We start from the raw sequence: 14,429 nt of genomic DNA, 5'->3' as shown, positions 1-14,429 counted from the left end.
TACAACAATGGGCAGCATTTATGCTGCCCTTTTTGTTGGTAGATTCATTGATACAATGTGCTAAATTGTTTACGGTAGATACTTTAAGTGAACTTGTATCATCGTGATTTTTTATTTTAGGATGAAAAGATATGAAAAATGTAAGCAGTATTTCATGCTTGGTGTTTAGCGCATTGATATCAGGGTGTGCCGTCAATCAACCATCAGTGTTGAATGTTATGCCACCGAGTGACACAGAGTTATGTTGTCAGAGTTACTCGCAACTACCCTATGTTCAATTAAATGACAATGAAACTGTCAAGTTCAATATTGATGGCGCATCCCCTGCTGCAAATTTTGCTGGTGGTAATAGTCACTTTGCAGCATTCAAATTTGGTGAGCGAGGTCTTGACATTACAGCATCACTGTCAAGTTATTTTTATGACGGATCTGTATTCGCTCCAGAAATTGCTTTGTTGAGTGCTGATTTTAAAGTGGTGAAACATGTTAAGAACAGTGATTTTAAGGTGTCAACCTCAGATGCATTTACTAAATCAAGATATAATTATCGTCTGAAGATAAACACCATTGAAACTCCATATATGGTGGTGTATACCCCATCTGAACTGTTAGGAAAAAAAATAACCACGACTCATCCGGCAAGAATCCGTGCGCAAGAGTTGGGTGAACCTATGCCAATGGTCACAGACCCAGCGTATACCTTCCAAAATGGTGGTTCGCTGGAGTTGTCTGTTGAGTTGTTAACCCTGAAACCCGTGGTGAACCAACCTGTTGGTGCTGTTATGACATCAGGGGTAGTGGCTGTTGGGGCTGTGGATAAAAAGGCAGCCATCCCTGCCGTGATTCAGGACGATACCAAGCATTATTACCTAAATGCAATTGAGCAAGCTGCAAAAGGTAAGGATATTCAGAAAGCATTAGCTCTGCGTGATGAAGCCAAAGCATTGGGTATTGTTGAAGCTGAAGCTATGTTTATTAAATCCATAAGTGCCAAGTAATCATCATTATTATCTTTAAATGTCTCACCTTGCGGTGAGACATTTTATCTTTTTGGTATCCATTGGTTGTCTTTGTAATTCTATTAATATGGAGGTTTTTTATGGAGAAAATGTCTCAAAGTGGTGATTTTCATGATGGTGAAATGAAAGGTGAATGTGATTACATTGCTCGTGATGAAAATAATTTTCCATCGATGAATGAGCTATTTGATGCATTGGCAATAAATAGCAGAGAAAGTATTGATTATGTTTTTTCTGATAATGTAGATGGTTTTTATTCTGGTTGTACACACATATCAGAACGATGTGGCAAGTATATCAGTGGTTCACATCCTGTTTTGACTGGATACCGATTCCATATTAATAATGGAGTCTGTGATCGAGCTACTGCGCTTAACGCTACATTGTTGCCATATGGTGTATCACACTACTATGATAATGCCTGTGAGCATATGTCATTGATTAGTGGTCAGCGCTTATTTTCATTTACTATTGAAAGTGAGTTGGATAGCTTGCTAGCGGCTGCAGGGCGAGATCGTGAACATTTTGTTAAAAATTAAAAATAGTTTTTTGCCTACAAAACAAATACTTATAGGCCTGTGATATGCAGTTAACTTTATAGTCAGGATCGCCTTCACACTTTTTAATCGTCACTGCACGTCATTTCAGCTCAAAAAATGCGCATGAAATCCAAAAAATGATAATTTCCATGATTTCCATAGTTAACAATTTGCTCACATCCTCACCCTGAAATTTGACCTGGTGATCCGGCTGTGATCTCATGCTCCTTTTCAGGAGTGCTCTCATGTCTATTGATGCCGTTTTCGCTCAGTTCTTCGACAATATTCACGACCCTCGCCAGCATGCCAAGATTTATTATCCCTTCTACGATGTCCTGTTTCTCACCGTCTGTGCCGTGATCGGCGGGGCTGAGGGCTGGGAAGATATTGAGGATTTCGGCGAGGTTCATCTTCCCTGGTTTCAATCCAAGGGACTGTTTAAAAACGGCATTCCTGTCCATGACACCATTGCCAGGATCATCTCCGGCATCAAACCAGAGCCGTTTCAGGCCGCCTTTGTGCGGTGGACTCAAGCCATTAACCAGCACACCGATGGCGCCCTGGTCGCTATCGATGGCAAAACCCTGCGCAGTTCCTATGACCGTGAGGATCGAACGTCGACCATTCACATGGTCAGTGCCTATGCCGCCGCCAATAAGCTGGTGCTCGGACAGATAAAAACCGACGCCAAGTCCAATGAAATTACCGCTATTCCCGAGTTGCTGGCGCTGCTCGACATCAAAGGCTGCCTGGTATCCATCGATGCGATGGGGTGCCAGACCGAGATCGCCGAGACCATCCTTCAGCAAGGTGGCGATTACTTATTGGCCGTCAAAGGCAACCAACCCAAGTTGTTCGAGGCGGTTCGACAGGCCCTCGCCCCGCTGGCGGCCACCCCGTTATGCGCAGAGACGATGACGCTTGAGAAGGCTCATGGCCGCATCGATGGTCGTGAGTACCATGTCATGGCGGCGGGCGAGTTGGCCGCCCAGTTTCCTCATTGGAAACAGTTGCACAGCATTGGCGTGGCCATCTCCTATCGCGTTGAAAATATGCAAAAAATTACCATAGAGCAGCGTTATTTCATCAGTTCCAAAGCGTTGGTGCAGGATGAGTTTGCGCGAGCGGTGCGTGGGCACTGGGCCATCGAAAATAGCCTGCACTGGGTGCTGGACGTCACGATGGGCGAGGATGATTGCCCGATTTATCGCGGTGATGCCGCAGAGATTTTGGCGTGCATCCGGCACATGGGGCTGAACATGCTCAGGGCCGAGACTTCACGCAAGGCGAGCGTAAGACGGAAGCAAAAAATCGCAGGAATGAGCAGTGAATATCTGGAAACGGTACTCAATGCGGGTCTCAAAAAACTGGGTGAAATTTAACAAAATGTTCACGCTCTCACCCTGCTAGCGGCTGAGTTCTCGATTGGTTCGCAATTGTTATTGCATAAGGCGGGACATAACAATCCCGCATTAATTGTGTATGAGTTGCTGGATTGTCCTGCTTCATGTCGTTTCATGGCATTATCAAGCAATCATCCTTTTACGGTAGCTGTCAGTGATACGGTATCAGATCCTTTGGATGGCGCCGATAATAAAAAAATTCATCTATCTTCCTTGGCTGAGATTTCAGAACTTGTGATATACATCGGATTTTCTGATTCGAAAGAGGCTGCTGTCTCTATAGTTTCTGAGGCTATTACTGGTGATGAGATAAATCAACATAAGAAAAGAGTCTATGATTTTCTCATGGGTAGCTATTTTTGGTGCAGCGATACTGAATATAGCAAAGCTGTTATGTGGGCTAGATTGGCGAGTCAATCATTTGTCAATACAGAGTTCGGTTACGGTATCTGGGCAGGTTTCCCATGGTTTAAAGATATTTGGGGGAGAGATAGTTTCATTTCTTTGCCTGGAATATGTCTGGTCAATGGACAGTTTGATATTGCTAGGAAAATTATTGAAAATTTTGCCACCATGCAAAATTGCAATGTGCAGTCAGTTGACTATGGCAGAATACCTAATCGTGTCACCAGTAAAGATAACATAATATATAACACTACAGATGGAACGCCTTGGATGATAAGAGGTGTTCTGGAATATATTAATCATAGTGGCGACTTGGCATTCGCGAAAGTCATTTATCCAGTGATCAAACGATTTATTGAGGGAGTCGAAAATAATTATCTGGATCATGATGGTCTTATGAAACATAAGGATCCTGATACCTGGATGGATGCGAAAATTGAAGGTGTGATCCCTTGGTCACCGCGTGGTTGTAAGGCCAATGATATTCAGGCATTGTGGTTTGAGTCTATTGGGGTTGCTAAAGAGTTAGCGCATCTTGTCAGTGATCAGGTAGGCGAAAAAAAATATCTGGCAATGTCTGAAAAAATCAAAGAAAGCTTTGTTGAAAAATTCTGGGATGCTGAGAGAGAAATTCTTGCTGACCGAATTAATGATATTGATGAGCAAGATTGGAGTATTCGTCCTAATCAGTTGATGGTAGTTACTATTCCGCACCGTGATATGTTATTGCCGATAGATAATGCTCAACATGTAATAAAAAACAGCATCAATAATTTACTTTTCCCATGGGGGATATGTTCTCTTAGCCAAGACCATTCAGAGTTCCATCCCTACCATGATAATCAAGTTATGTATCATAAAGATGCTGCATATCATAATGGGACGATCTGGGGATGGAATGCCGGTTTTACGATTAGTGCCTTATTGAAGTTTAATAAAATACCTGTGGCATATGCATTATCAAAAAATCTTGCTGATCAAATATTGCATCAAGGTTATCGGGGAACTATGAGTGAAAATCTTGATGCCTATCAACACGACCCGGACAAACTTGTTGAATCAGGAACATATTCTCAAGCTTGGTCGGTTGCTGAGTATGCCAGGAATCTGTATCAAGACTATATAGGATATAAACCGGAGTTGCTCCATGAACGGGTCACTATATCGCCAAAGCTTCCATGTGAGTGGCGCGATGTAGTGGTACGATTGCCGCTAGGGGTTGATAATAAAATCATCTTAAATATAAATGTTGAAGATGAACGTACAATTTACTGTTTAAGTACGGAAAAACCACTGGATAATATATGTGTGATTATTAATCTACCATCGCAGAGTGGTGATACATGGACCGTTAAGGCAACGCTAGGACAGGCAGTTAAAATAACTGTTAACATTAAAGACTGCGTTGCTGAAGGTGTAATTATTGAATGTGTAAAAAACTTGACTGAGACGTACCCAGTTCTTGATGATATTTCATTTTCTATTCCCAACTGGAATATTAAGCATCAAGCTTTGCAAGAAAATAATTTTTTATTGCGTAAGCGATACAGTCTGTGAGTCATATTGATAAGGTGGAGTATGTGTTTAGCTGGTGCGTGGTATTACTAACAAATAGTAATGTCTCATAACTTGCACATACGAGGATACCATATAACATTTTTCTAGGGGGTCGTAGAGCCCCCCTATTATAGTTATGAGTAACAACTCTGCTGTCAGTCGTTCATGCTTGGGTTGTGTTTGTCAGGTAAGTCATTTGTGGTCATACTGGGTGCCCGTAGTACCATGGAAAGCAATCACCACGTTACATTGAGTTACATTTTGAATTTATGCGATACCCTGTGAATTGTTGTTAATACACTTTGATACGATTATTCTGTTTTATCTGTGGTAGCGCTATGCTGCGGATTATCATCTTGTTTTTTATGAATTGTAAAGTTGTGATCTTCCCTCCAAATTCAATATTCCCCCGCTTCCTAAAGCAGCAATTTATGACCCGCTGGGTTATATTCTGATGGTCAAAATAAACAAGCCCGACTCGAAGATATCTGGATGAATCAGTGCTTATTTCATTCAGATAGATCGTTCAGGGAAGACAATCCATTCAGGAGCGCACACAATGTTCAAAAATGCTTTCTCTAATCTGCAAAAGGTTGGTAAGGCGCTGATGCTGCCAGTATCAGTCTTGCCGGTCGCAGGTATTCTGCTGGGGGTGGGTGCTGCCCACTTCAGCTGGTTGCCAGAAATTGTCTCCCAATTGATGGAGCAAGCTGGTGGTTCAGTATTTGGTCAGATGGCCCTGCTGTTCGCAGTGGGTGTTGCTCTGGGCTTTACCAATAACGACGGCGTATCCGGCCTGTCAGCCATCGTTGGCTACGGCATCATGGTCGCTACCCTGAAGGTCATGGCACCTGTGATGGGTGTTGAAACCATCGAGACCGGCGTGCTGGGTGGTATCATGGCTGGTGGTATCGCTGCCTGGGCGTTCAACCGCTTCTACAAGATCCAGCTGCCAGAGTATCTGGGCTTCTTCGCGGGCAAACGTGCCGTACCCATCATCACCGGTTTCCTCTCCATCGGTCTGGGTGTGATCCTGTCCGTGATTTGGCCGCCAGTGGGTGGCGCTATCGGTGCCTTCTCTGACTGGGCTGCCAACCAGAACCCGGTACTGGCCTTCGGTATCTACGGCGTGGTCGAGCGCTCCCTGATCCCGTTCGGTCTGCACCACATCTGGAACGTGCCGTTCTTCTATCAGGCGGGTACCTGCGTTAACGGCGCCGGTGAAACTGTTCACGGTATCATGACCTGCTTCCTGACTGCTGATGACGCTTCCCGCGCTGCCGGTAACGGCTTCGGTCAGCTGGCTGGTGGCTACCTGTTCAAAATGTTCGGTCTGCCTGCTGCTGCGTTCGCCATTGCTCACGCTGCCAAGCCGGAAAACCGCGCCAAGATCGTGGGTATCATGGCCTCTGCTGCCCTGACCTCTTTCCTGACCGGTATCACCGAGCCGATTGAATTCTCCTTCCTGTTCATCGCTCCGGTGCTGTACGCCATCCACGCTGTACTGGCTGGTCTGGCTTATGTGCTGACCAACTCTCTGGGTATCGTACACGGTCACACCTTCTCCAACGGCTTCATCGACTTCGTGGTGCAATCTCCACGTGCCGACAACATGCTGCTGCTGGTAGGTCTGGGTCTGGTTTACGCTGCCATCTACTACGTCGTATTCAGCTTCGTTATCCGTGCCATGAACCTGAAAACTCCGGGTCGTGAAGACGAGACTGCTGAAGAGACCGTTGGTCACGGCAAAGACGAAATGTCTGCTGCGCTGGTTGCTGCCTTCGGTGGTAAAGAGAACATCGCTTCTCTGGATGCCTGCATCACCCGTCTGCGTGTTGGCGTGAAAGATGTCGCCAAAGTTGACCAGGCTGGCCTGAAGAAACTGGGGGCTGCCGGTGTGGTAGTGGCTGGTTCCGGCGTACAAGCCATCTTCGGTACCAAGTCTGACAACCTGAAAACCGACATGGACATCTGGATGAAGAGCAACTAATCCTGTTGCCTGAATATCAGAGTGTTTGAAGAGGGAGGCGAAAGCCTCCCTCTTGCTATTTGTGGTTGCTTGTAGCGTGAGCCGGGGCTTGGCAGGGGTTGTGTTGTCCAAGGGGGTGAATCGCCCCTGGTTTTCTAGACACTCTGTTGCTGAAAAATAAACTGCCTTTCAACACGTAATTGGGACAGCGCCTTTTTTATGGTCAGAACCTTGATGAGGGATCAGATACCTGAGCCGTCGTGCTCGCCGTTTTCCTCGTGCAGGCCACACTCGCGCTTGAGGCCGAAGAAGCGGGTCTGCTCCTCGCTCATGCCCGGCTCCCACTTGGTGGTGGTGTGCACGTCGCCCACCGAGAGGTAACCCTGCTCCCACAGCGGGTGGTAGGGGAGGTCGAACTCCTTGAAGTAGTAGAAGACGTCCTTGTTGCTCCAGTCGATCACCGGCAGGAACTTGAAGCGGCCGCGCTGGATGCCGAGCACCGGCAGCTTGCCACGGCTGCCCGCCTGCTCGCGGCGCAGGCCGGAGAACCAGGTCTGGGCCCCCAGCTCGCGCAGGGCGCGGTCCATCGGCTCCACCTTGTTGAGCTGGTTGTAGCGGGTGATCCCCTCCACGCCCTGCTCCCACAGGAGGCCAAAGCGCGCCTCCTGCCAAGCCGGTGACAACTCGGCCTTATATATCTTCAGGTTGAGCGCGAGGCGCTCGGTCAGCTCATCGATAAAACGGTAGGTCTCCGGGAAGAGATAACCGGTATCGGTCAGCACCACCGGCACATCGGCCCGCTCGCGGCTCACCAGATGGAGCATCAGCGCCGCCTGAATGCCGAAGCTCGACGACAGCACATGCTCCCCCGGCAGATTGGCCAGTGCCCAGCGCACCCGCTCGGGGGCACTCATGGTATCCAGCTCCCGGTTGAGGGGGGCCAGTGCCTCGGCCTGCTCTTCACGGCCGAGGGTCAGCAGTGCCTGCAGGTCAAGGCGGCCATCTTCAGTGACATTAAGCGGCAGATTAAGCAGCATAGAAGTCCCTCGCGGAATCGATAACGGGGGCAATCACCCCAACCCGGATCACGAAGTCGCCGAAGCACTCGCCCTGATTGCGCTCCTTGGCCCAGCGGCCGATCAGCGCATCCAGTTCGGCCAGGATCTGCGGCTCGGTGATGTTCTCCTGATAGAGGCGCGGAATGCGGGTGCCCTCCAGGTTGCCACCCAGATGGAGGTTGTAGCGGCCGGGCGCCTTGCCCACCAGACCCACCTCCGCCAGCATGGCGCGGCCGCAGCCGTTCGGGCAGCCGGTGACCCGGAAGATGATGGCGTCATCTGCCAGCCCGTGCTTGGTGAGCAAGCCCTCGATGTCGGTGACAAACGCCGGCAGCATGCGCTCGGCCTCGGCCATCGCCAACGGACAGGTGGGCAGGGCCACGCAGGCCATGGACTGCTTGCGCTGCTCGCTCACGCCGTCATCCAGCAGGCCGTATTGGCGCGCCAGCCCTTCGATGCGGGCCTTCTCGCTGGCGGGCACGCCTGCGATGATCAGGTTCTGGTTGGCAGTGAGACGGAAGTCCCCCTGATGCACCTTGGCAATTTCCAGCATGCCGGTTTTGAGCGGCTTGCCCGGGAAGTCCAGCAGGCGGCCATTCTCGATAAACAGGGTGAGGTGGTGCTTGCCGTCGATCCCCTCTACCCAACCGAAGCGATCGCCACGGCTGGTGAACTCATAGGGACGCACTTCGCCAAACTGGATGCCGGCACGGCTCTCCACCTCGGCCTTGAAGGCTTCGACGCCGACGCGCTCGAGGGTGTACTTGGTCTTGGCATTCTTGCGGTTGACCCGGTTGCCCCAGTCGCGCTGGGTGCTGACCACGGCGGCCGCCACCTCCAGCACGTGGGAGAGCGGAATAAAGCCAAAGTCGCTCGCCTTGCGCGGGTAGGTGCTGGTGTCGCCGTGGGTCATGGCCAGCCCGCCGCCCACCAGCACGTTGAAGCCTACCAGCTTGCCGTGTTCGGCAATCGCCACGAAGTTGAGATCGTTGGCGTGGATATCCACGTCGTTGTGAGGCGGGATCACCACAGTGGTCTTGAATTTGCGCGGCAGGTAGTTGGAACCCAAGATCGGCTCTTCGTCACCCCCCAGCTTCTCGCCGTCCAGCCAGATCTCCACGTAGGCGCGGGTCTTGGGCAGCAGGTGTTCGGAGATCTTCTTGGCCCACTCGTAGGCCTCCTGATGCAGCTCGGATTCCACCGGGTTGCTGGTGCAGAGCACGTTGCGATTCACATCGCCCGCGGTGGCAATACTGTCGATGCCAGTGCTGTTGAGGGTCTGGTGCATCAGCTTGATGTCGCGCTTCAATACCCCGTGGAACTGGAAGGTCTGACGGGTGGTCAGACGGATGCTGCCGTAGAGGCTGTGCTCTTCGGCGAACTTGTCGATGATCTGCCACTGGGCCGGGGTGATGATCCCACCCGGCAGGCGGGCACGCAGCATGACGTTGTGCAGCGGCTCCAGCTTCTGGGCAGCGCGCTCCGGGCGGATGTCGCGGTCATCCTGCTGGTACATGCCGTGAAAGCGGATCAGCTGGAAGTTGTCGCCGTTAAAACCGCCGGTGAGCGGGTCCTGCAGATCCTGCTCAATGGTGCCGCGCAGGAAGTTGCTTTCGCGCTTGAGGCGTTCGTTGTCGGCCAGCGGCCCTTCGACCGGTCCCGCTTTTGGGTGAGAAAGAGGTTGTTTGCTCATCAATAGACATCCCTTTGATAACGTTTGGCACGACGCAATTCGCTCAAATACTCTTCTGCTTCCTCACGGCTCTTGTGGCCGTGTTCGGCAATTACATCCAGCAGGGCTTCCTGCACATCCTTGGCCATCTTGTTGGCGTCACCACACACATAGAAGTGAGCGCCTGCTTCCAGCCACTGGTAGAGCTCCTGGCCCGCTTCGCGCAGACGGTCCTGCACATAGATCTTGTTGGCCTGATCCCGGCTGAAGGCTAGCGAGATCTTCGACAGCAGCCCCGATTTCACATAACGCTGCCACTCCACCTGATAGAGGAAATCCTGGGTAAAGTGGGGGTTGCCGAAGAAGAGCCAATTCTTGCCTTCCGCGCCCTGAGCTTCCCGCTCCTGCATAAAGGCGCGGAACGGGGCGATGCCGGTGCCCGGGCCCACCATGATGACGGGTGTGTCGGGGTTTTGCGGCAGGCGGAAGTTGTCGTTGTGCTCCACGAATACCCGCACCTCGCCATCCTCAATCAGCCGATCCGCCAGATAGGAGGAGGCGGCGCCGCTGCGCACTGTGCCATCTTCCTGTGGATAGCGCACCACGCCGACGGTCAGGTGCACCTCCTCTTCCACCTCGCTCTGGGCGGAGGCGATGGAGTAGAGGCGCGGGGTGAGGGGACGTAGCAACCCGATCAGCTGCTCGGCCGTGAGGGCGGTCGGGAAGCGTTTCAGCACATCCACCACCTGAGCGGAGGCCACCAGTGCATTGACCTGGGCCTTGTCACCGGCCAAGTCTTTCAGCGCCGCGTTGTCCGATATGTCAGCGAGTCCTGTGATAAAGCCGCCGTGCAGCCGGGTCAGTTCGAAGTGACTGGTCAGGGCAGCGCGCAAGGTGCCGTGGGCCGTGGATTCATCGCCAGAGAGGCCGGTCATGGCCAGCACTTCCCCCACCAGTTCGGCGTCATTGTCGAACCAGACCCCGAGGGCATCCCCCGGCTGATAGGTGAGGCCGGAGTCGGCCAGATTGATTTCGATATGGCGGATATCCTTGGTGGAATCCCGGCCGGTGATCTTCTGATTGACCGACAGGCGGGCAGGGAAGGGGTTCTCCTTGCTGTACTGGCTGTGGCCAACCGCCTGCTGCACCGCGCTGGCTACGCTGCTGCTGGCCGCTCCGGTAGAGAGGGTCGCGGTGATGGCGTTGAGCGCCTGTTCGCCCCAGCTCTTGGCTGCATCCTGATAATCCACATCGAGGCTGGCGAGCTCATAAATGCGCTCGGCCCCTGCTTTGGCGAGGAAGTCGTCAAAATCTTTGCCGGTCTGGCAGAAAAATTCGTAGGAGCTGTCACCCAGCCCCAGTACCGCGAACTTGAGGCCGTCCAGCTTGCCAATCTTGCCTTTTTTAAGCTGCTCGAACAGATCGACGGCGCTCTCCGGCGGTTCACCCTCCCCGTAAGTGCTCACTACCACCAGCAGGTGACTCTCTTTCTTGAGCTGCTTGGGTTTGTAGTCGGCCATCGACGCTAGGGTGACCGGTAGACCGCGAGCCTCGGCCTGCGCCTTGATGGCAGTGGCGACCCCTTTGGCGTTGCCGGTCTGGGAGCCGTAGAGAATGGTCAGGCTGCCACTGGGAGCGACGACTGCTGCGCCTGCGGTCGCAACGGGTTGGACGCCCACCTGGGAGAGGCCGTAGAGATATCCGCTCACCCAGGCCAGTTGCTGGGTATTGAGGGTCGAGAGTACCTGACCCAGCTGACGTTGCTGCTCGTCAGAGAGGGGGGAGAGGTTGAATGGGGAATCCTTCAATTGCATCGCACGCGTCTTCCATGGTCTGATTTTTGGCCAGATTAAAGGGCGTGTTGGCTAACAACAAAGAATAAAAATATCTTCTTTATTCCATTATTGAATTTTGAAAGTGATTTTGCGGTAAAGGAGATAGAAAAACGCCCCGCAGTTGCGGGGCGTGTTTATTGGCTATCACGCTCGGGATGGATCCCGGCGGGCATGAACCTTACTTCTGCGGACGCAAGGCCGGGAACAGAATGACGTCACGGATGGTGTGGCTGTTGGTGAACAGCATGACCAGACGGTCGATACCGATACCCTGACCGGCAGTCGGCGGCAGGCCGTGTTCCAGCGCGGTGACGAAGTCGGCGTCGTAGAACATGGCTTCGTCGTCGCCTGCTTCTTTCTGATCAACCTGATCCTGGAAGCGTTTGGCTTGGTCTTCTGCATCATTCAGCTCGGAGAAGCCGTTGGCCAGCTCGCGGCCACCGATGAAGAACTCGAAGCGGTCAGTTACGTCCGGGTTCACGTCGTTGCGGCGGGCCAGCGGAGAAACGGCTGCCGGGTACTCGGTGATGAAGGTCGGTTGCAGCAGCATGTGCTCCACGGTCTCTTCGAAGATCGCGGTGATCACGTGGCCCAGCTCCCAACCCTTCATCAGCTCGATGTGCAGACGCTTGGCAACGGCCTTGGCGCTCTCGAGGGTAGCCATATCGTCCAGAGTCACATCCGGGTTGAACTTCAGGATGGACTCGACCATGGTGAGGCGCTGGAACGGCTGACCGAAATCGATGGTCAGGCCCTCTTCGCCCTCTTTGGCGTAACGGATCTTGGTGTCGCCCAGAATGTCCTGCGCCAGGGTGCGCAGCAGCTCTTCGGTCAGGTCCATCAGATCGATGTAGTCGGCGTAGGCCATGTAGAACTCGATCATGGTGAACTCGGGGTTGTGACGAACCGAGATACCTTCGTTACGGAAGTTGCGGTTGATCTCGTAGACACGCTCGAAGCCACCCACGACCAGACGCTTCAGGTAGAGCTCCGGTGCGATACGCAGGTACATATCGATGTCCAGCGCATTGTGGTGAGTGACGAACGGACGCGCGGAGGCACCACCCGGGATGACTTGCATCATCGGGGTTTCCACTTCCATGAAGCGCTTTTCGTTGAAGAACTTGCGGATACCGGCAACCACTTGGGTGCGGATCATGAAGGTCTTGCGGGACTCTTCGTTGGCGATCAGATCCAGGTAGCGCTGGCGGCAGCGAGCTTCCTGATCGGTCAGGCCTTTGTGCTTCTCGGGCAGCGGACGCAGTGCCTTGGTCAGCAGGCGGATATCGGAAACGTGAACGGAGAGCTCACCGGTCTGGGTCTTGAACAGGGTACCTTCGACACCCACGATGTCGCCCAGATCCCACTTCTTGAACTGCTCGTTGTAGAAACCTTCCGGCAGGTCGTCACGGGTGACGTAGACCTGGATCTTGCCGGCCATGTCCTGCAGGGTGGCGAAAGAAGCCTTGCCCATGATCCGGCGGGTCATGATGCGACCGGCAATCTTCACCCGTTTACCCAGGCTCGTCAGCTCCTCGGCGCTCTTGTCGTCAAACTCTGCGTGCAGATCGCCAGAGAGGCTGTCGCGACGGAAGTCGTTCGGGAAAGGATTACCCTGGGCGCGCAGGGCGGCCAGCTTGGAACGACGCTCAGTCATCTCGTTGTTGAGTTCGAGTGAATGATCGACTTCCGGAGTGATGGTTTGTTCAGACATGGTGATTCCTGCTTGTTTACAGACCTGATTTCAGGCTGGCTTCGATAAACTTGTCCAAGTCACCGTCGAGCACCGATTGGGTATTACGGGTTTCGACGCCGGTGCGCAGATCCTTGATACGGGAGTCATCCAGCACATAGGAACGGATCTGGCTGCCCCAACCGATATCGGACTTGGTCTCTTCAAGGGCTTGTTTCTCAGCGTTCTGCTTCTGAATTTCCAGCTCGTAGAGCTTGGCTTTCAGCTGCTTCATACACTGGTCTTTGTTTTTGTGCTGGGAACGGTCGTTCTGGCACTGTACCACGACACCGGTCGGCACGTGGGTAATACGCACCGCAGATTCGGTCCGGTTAACGTGCTGACCACCGGCACCGGAGGCGCGGTAAACGTCGATACGCAGATCCGCCGGGTTGATCTCGATGTCGATATCGTCGTCGATCTCGGGATAGACAAACACGGAGCAGAAGGAGGTGTGACGGCGGCCACCGGAATCGAACGGGGACTTGCGCACCAGACGGTGTACGCCGGTTTCGGTACGCAGCCAGCCGAACGCATATTCGCCGCTGAACTTGACGGTGGCAGACTTGATGCCAGCCACGTCGCCGTCGGAGCATTCAATCAGCTCGGGCTTGTAGCCGTGGGCATCGCCCCAGCGCAGGTACATGCGCAGGACCATGTTGGCCCAATCCTGCGCTTCGGTACCACCGGAGCCGGACTGGATATCGATGTAGCAGTCAGAGCCGTCGTGCTGACCGGAGAACATGCGGCGGAACTCGAGATCCACCAGCTTGGCTTCCAGCTGTTCGGATTCGGCGATGGCTTCGTTGAAGGTCTCTTCGTCTTCCCCTTCCACCGCCAGGCTCACCAGCATCTCGACGTCATCCACGCCCTGGGTCAGGGTGTCGATGGTGCCGACCACGTTTTCCAGCGTGACGCGCTCTTTGCCCAGCGCTTGTGCGCGCTCGGGTTCATTCCATACGTCCGGCTGTTCCAGCTCGGCGTTGACCTCTTCTAGACGCTCTTTCTTGGCGTCATAGTCAAAGGTACCCCCTAAGAAGCTCGGTCCGCTCAGACAGCTCCTTAAGTTTATTTAATACGGGATTAACTTCGAACATCGTGAAAACTCTCAGGGTCGATGTGACTTAAAAACGGGATATTCTAGCCAATTGTGGAAGGAATAAACAGGGTTGCCTTGGCTTGCGCACCCTATGTAGTCAATTTCTGGTGCACTTTTCCTCACCTCGGTAGAAAATATCGC

At 52.8% G+C, this 14,429-nt stretch carries 10 protein-coding genes; 5 read left to right on the top strand and 5 right to left on the bottom strand.

Annotated elements, in window-relative coordinates:
* The first annotated feature begins 131 nt into the window (after positions 1-131).
* From I6G90_RS11130 to ptsG, 5 genes are all read left to right on the top strand, one after another.
* On the top strand, positions 132-998 hold the full coding sequence (locus I6G90_RS11130; protein ID WP_197927511.1) for a MalM family protein: 867 nt from the start codon (positions 132-134) through the stop codon (positions 996-998).
* A gap of 101 nt (positions 999-1,099) precedes the next feature.
* Positions 1,100-1,558, top strand: a complete 459-nt coding sequence (locus tag I6G90_RS11125; RefSeq protein WP_197927509.1) for a hypothetical protein — start codon at positions 1,100-1,102, stop codon at positions 1,556-1,558.
* A 245-nt stretch (positions 1,559-1,803) separates the two neighbouring features.
* The gene (locus tag I6G90_RS11120) at positions 1,804-2,940 is read left to right on the top strand and encodes an ISAs1-like element ISAs12 family transposase (protein ID WP_021141311.1); all 1,137 of its coding nucleotides are present in this window, start codon (positions 1,804-1,806) and stop codon (positions 2,938-2,940) included.
* 135 nt (positions 2,941-3,075) lie between these two features.
* Positions 3,076-4,923: an amylo-alpha-1,6-glucosidase gene (locus tag I6G90_RS11115; RefSeq protein ID WP_197927507.1), complete on the top strand. Its 1,848-nt coding sequence runs from the start codon at positions 3,076-3,078 to the stop codon at positions 4,921-4,923.
* A gap of 559 nt (positions 4,924-5,482) precedes the next feature.
* Positions 5,483-6,913, top strand: a complete 1,431-nt coding sequence (gene ptsG / locus I6G90_RS11110; protein WP_042058424.1) for a PTS glucose transporter subunit IIBC — start codon at positions 5,483-5,485, stop codon at positions 6,911-6,913.
* 221 nt (positions 6,914-7,134) lie between these two features.
* Here ptsG and I6G90_RS11105 read toward each other — a convergent pair whose 3' ends face one another.
* The 5 genes from I6G90_RS11105 to prfB all read right to left on the bottom strand — a co-directional run bounded on the left by I6G90_RS11105 (position 7,135) and on the right by prfB (position 14,286).
* The gene (locus I6G90_RS11105; protein WP_197927506.1) at positions 7,135-7,929 is read right to left on the bottom strand and encodes a phosphoadenylyl-sulfate reductase; all 795 of its coding nucleotides are present in this window, start codon (positions 7,927-7,929) and stop codon (positions 7,135-7,137) included.
* The gene (gene cysI, locus I6G90_RS11100) at positions 7,919-9,643 is read right to left on the bottom strand and encodes an assimilatory sulfite reductase (NADPH) hemoprotein subunit (protein ID WP_197927505.1); all 1,725 of its coding nucleotides are present in this window, start codon (positions 9,641-9,643) and stop codon (positions 7,919-7,921) included. The genes I6G90_RS11105 and cysI overlap by 11 nt, the downstream gene beginning before the upstream one ends.
* Positions 9,643-11,436, bottom strand: coding sequence for an assimilatory sulfite reductase (NADPH) flavoprotein subunit (locus I6G90_RS11095; RefSeq protein WP_197927504.1), 1,794 nt, complete (start codon positions 11,434-11,436; stop codon positions 9,643-9,645). Before I6G90_RS11095 ends, cysI begins: the two co-directional genes overlap by 1 nt.
* Positions 11,437-11,635: 199 nt before the next feature.
* The gene (gene lysS / locus I6G90_RS11090; RefSeq protein ID WP_197927503.1) at positions 11,636-13,171 is read right to left on the bottom strand and encodes a lysine--tRNA ligase; all 1,536 of its coding nucleotides are present in this window, start codon (positions 13,169-13,171) and stop codon (positions 11,636-11,638) included.
* A 16-nt stretch (positions 13,172-13,187) separates the two neighbouring features.
* A protein-coding gene (gene prfB, locus I6G90_RS11085) for a peptide chain release factor 2 (protein WP_111805239.1) occupies positions 13,188-14,286 on the bottom strand; the annotation gives its coding sequence in 2 pieces (ribosomal slippage) (positions 13,188-14,210 and positions 14,212-14,286; 1,098 coding nt in all).
* Positions 14,287-14,429 lie beyond the last annotated feature (143 nt).

Origin of the sequence: Aeromonas allosaccharophila (assembly GCF_016026615.1) — a bacterium.
Classification (GTDB): Bacteria; Pseudomonadota; Gammaproteobacteria; order Enterobacterales; family Aeromonadaceae; genus Aeromonas; species Aeromonas allosaccharophila.
Note: the sequence above shows the minus strand (reverse complement) of the source record. Positions and strands in the feature narration are given on the sequence as shown.

Coding starts and splice junctions, on each gene's coding strand:
- I6G90_RS11120 (WP_021141311.1), top strand. CDS start 1,804: ATGTCTATTGATGCCGTTTTCGCTCAGTTCTTCGACAATATTCACGAC.
- cysI (WP_197927505.1), bottom strand. CDS start 9,643: ATGAGCAAACAACCTCTTTCTCACCCAAAAGCGGGACCGGTCGAAGGG.
- I6G90_RS11115 (WP_197927507.1), top strand. CDS start 3,076: ATGGCATTATCAAGCAATCATCCTTTTACGGTAGCTGTCAGTGATACG.
- lysS (WP_197927503.1), bottom strand. CDS start 13,171: ATGTCTGAACAAACCATCACTCCGGAAGTCGATCATTCACTCGAACTC.
- ptsG (WP_042058424.1), top strand. CDS start 5,483: ATGTTCAAAAATGCTTTCTCTAATCTGCAAAAGGTTGGTAAGGCGCTG.
- I6G90_RS11130 (WP_197927511.1), top strand. CDS start 132: ATGAAAAATGTAAGCAGTATTTCATGCTTGGTGTTTAGCGCATTGATA.
- I6G90_RS11125 (WP_197927509.1), top strand. CDS start 1,100: ATGGAGAAAATGTCTCAAAGTGGTGATTTTCATGATGGTGAAATGAAA.
- I6G90_RS11095 (WP_197927504.1), bottom strand. CDS start 11,436: ATGCAATTGAAGGATTCCCCATTCAACCTCTCCCCCCTCTCTGACGAG.
- I6G90_RS11105 (WP_197927506.1), bottom strand. CDS start 7,929: ATGCTGCTTAATCTGCCGCTTAATGTCACTGAAGATGGCCGCCTTGAC.